General features: G+C 30.3%; 3 protein-coding genes. All 3 read right to left on the bottom strand.

The window, feature by feature from the left end; translation table 11 throughout:
• Positions 1–499: hypothetical protein (locus KKE07_05170; GenBank protein MBU4270233.1), on the bottom strand; the 499-nt coding region annotated here is incomplete at its 3' end.
• Positions 492–2,021, bottom strand: a complete 1,530-nt coding sequence (locus tag KKE07_05165) for a hypothetical protein (protein MBU4270232.1) — start codon at positions 2,019–2,021, stop codon at positions 492–494. The genes KKE07_05170 and KKE07_05165, both read right to left, overlap by 8 nt.
• Positions 2,022–2,039: 18 nt before the next feature.
• A partial coding sequence (locus KKE07_05160) for a hypothetical protein (GenBank protein MBU4270231.1) occupies positions 2,040–3,386 on the bottom strand: 1,347 nt, incomplete at its 5' end.

Here is a 3,386-nt window from a genome sequence, read left to right as displayed (position 1 = left end):
TACCGGCAATTCTTCCGGCAACAACATAAGAATTATCATAAGACCAATCGATAGAATTAGCTGTAGCTGCCAAGCTCTGAGTATTCAACAAACCAATATTTCCTGCCGGCAACCCAGAAAAATTATATGTGCTATAAGAATCTGCAAAATTTAATTTATAATTATTTCCAAAAACTTTTCCACCGCCACCAATACAAGAGTTATCATTTAATATTAAATCTTTATTTAATATTAATCGACCACCATTAAAAAAAACACCTCCTGTAACAGGAAATATAGAATCAAATGAGCATGAAATTGATGAATCAAAAAAAGAAAACCCGGAACCCATCAGACCATAATTAGCAATTCGATTTTCTATATCAGTTATGAGAGTATAAGATAGTTCAGCAGCGACAGTACTATCTGATCCATAAGTTGCTGCTGACAAAAATGGTTTATATATATAAATAAAAAAAATTAAAAATATTATTTTTTTTACCAAACAAACTTTAAACATAAAATCTGCTACCAAAAAGTTTTTTACCTTCTTGTGCTTCAAATCTACTGGAGCGATTAAATACTATTTTACCCGGCGATATAGTTAAATCTTGATATAAAATCAATCCGGTGCCGGCAAAAAAACTTAATGTTGAAAATTCATTAAACGCTTTAAACGATTGTGCTCCAACATTTTTATAATACAAATCACCGGTAACAAAATTTAACTGAGCACCACTTAAAATTTCCAATTCAAAATCACTTTCTTCAGAATTATTTCCAATATTTAAATATCCGGAATGTCCATATGTATAATCATAATAACTATAAGTTATACCTTCATCCAAATAAGTGCCCGTAACGGTAGCATGAACCCAATCTCTAGACTCTATTAAAATTTCAGAATTTTTATCTGCAATAATTCGTCCGCCCAACAAATTAAGTCCGGTATAAGCTGTATATAAATTTGCACCATTAAGATATATAGTTGAATCATCTGCCTCGAAATAAAGTAAATTGTCTCTTCCGGAAATTGGCGCATAGCTAAAAGTAACTCCATTACTAAGTGTTACCATTGCATTATCTTTAATAGTACTTGTCATTGATGATTGATAATGAAACACTTTATCTTTACCAATAAATTCAACATTATCGCCAAATATTAAAGATCCAACTGTAAAACTAAAATCATTATCTAAAACAATTTTGGTATTCTGAAATGAAATTATTGAATTATCAGCCATACATCTTAATTTATTTTCAGATACTCCATATAAAATGGCATCTCTAATTAACAAAGTTGAATTGGGCCGAACAAGAATAGAATCTACCGAATCCAAATATATAATATTACTATTACCACAAATTATTGAATCTCCGGAAAAAATCCAAGACGCATCAAGTATTAAACTCGAATTTATTTCAAGATCTGCTGCATCTTTAAATAATATATTTTCTGTCCAATATAAATCTTTTGCACCAAAACTTAATCTGTGAGAATTTAGATTTATTAAACCAGGACCAATAATTCTTTTATCATCAAGAAAATGTAAATCATCTCCAAGTTTAATTTCGCCACCATTCAAATTAATATTTTTATCTAAACGAACATGTGTATTAATTACGACTGAGCTATCGCCATCTTGAATATCTATATCATTTAAAGTGTTTAAATTACCCTGAATGATATTATCTTGTCCACTTATCACAATATATGAAAAGATATCGCCACGCTTACCTTCCAAAATACTATTTCCGGTTAAATAAATTTTTTGAGTTCCGGAAAAATCCAATAACCCATTAATTTTTGATTCTGAATTAACCTCATTAAAACACCCGTTTTCTATAGAGATTGAACCGCCGGATATAACAGATCCGGATTCTTTAATTATAGTACCTTTTACATTAGAAATAGGATAATTTAATTTTAAATTTACACCGGATGAAACTTTAAATGAAACAGTGCTATTACTTAAATTTATACCTGAAGCAAAAAGAGATTTTGCAAAAAGTATAAAAATAAAAAGATAAATTTTTCTCACAAAAACTCTCCCTAAAATTTATACCACATTATTATTTATAAAATGGCCTGATGACAAATCTAAAATTGCAGATGATAAAGGCTCTATGCTAAAATTATTTGCAATATTAATTCCATCACCAAATTCTATAGCCTCTGAATCACAAGTAGCATCACTTACTATCTTTGAGTTACCGCTAAGTTCAAGCATTCCAACCGTTAATTTAAGCCCGGTAGTAGTTGTGTGTAACGTTGCATCATTCAAACATAACTTCGATTTCGAACCACCAAATCGTATTAATTCTTTATCTGCAATAGGCGGTTCATAGCTAAAAGTAGTTCCCGGCATAAATTTTAAATTTGAACACATATAAATATCACTAATTTCCGGCGAAGAATAAATAAATTTATCCGTACCATAAACTTCAAAATCTATATTAACTCCAAATTTTCCTGTATCAAAAATATAATCACCGGAAAGCATTGTTTTTGAATCCATAAAAATTATTGTTCCGGCATTATCCAAACATTTAATATTACTTCCAGATAAATCTTTAATTCTTAAATTAAGTAATCGTAAAATAGATCCACGTTCAACATTAATTTGAGCGCTTGGTTTTAGCCATAAAATATTACCATTACCATTTAATGTACAATTACCGCTAAACGTCCACATTCCGGAAAGTGTAATCATGGAATTTAAATCTACAGCCCCTTGATTTGAATCAAAATAGATTGTACAAGAACAATTTGTATCAAGAGTTCCCAGTTCAAGATTACTTGAACCTAGTTGTACCGTACCTGTTGTACTAAACTGTACACCCTGTCCAAAATCGGTATCTTTTTCTAAAATACATCTGCCACCATTAAGTGTAATATTTTTCAAAACTTGACCATCCAGACTTAAATTAATTTGCGAATCAGAATCCAGTAAAATAATCTCACCATTCATGCTACCGGAACCTCTAATACAATTACCGGTTCCATTTACTGCTACATACATAGGCAATATTCCGGAATTAATACATATATTGTCATCGCCATTAAGCAATATTACAGAATCACTATATCTTTGAGCCGTTGCTCCAAATTTAACACCTGAAATCTCAAAGTTACATGAATCGTAATAGACATTTTTACCTTCAACAATATCCATAGTTGTATCCATATCCAGTGCAACAGTAATATTGGAAATATCAAAATTGTTTTTAATATAAAAATGATTGGCGGATTTTCTTATTAATTTTGCATATAAAGAAAGCGATTTTATAACATCAGAAGAATAATTATCCACAACAAAATTTCCACCCTGTGCCGTTAATGTTGATCCCGGATAAAAGACAATATTGAAATCACCGTCATAAGTTCCATTCCCAATATGCAGCCC

It is taken from the genome of Candidatus Dependentiae bacterium (assembly GCA_018897535.1).
Classification (GTDB): Bacteria; Babelota; Babeliae; order Babelales; family UASB340; genus UASB340.
The sequence above is the reverse complement of the archived record's forward strand: the minus strand, read 5'-3'. Positions and strand labels throughout refer to the sequence as shown.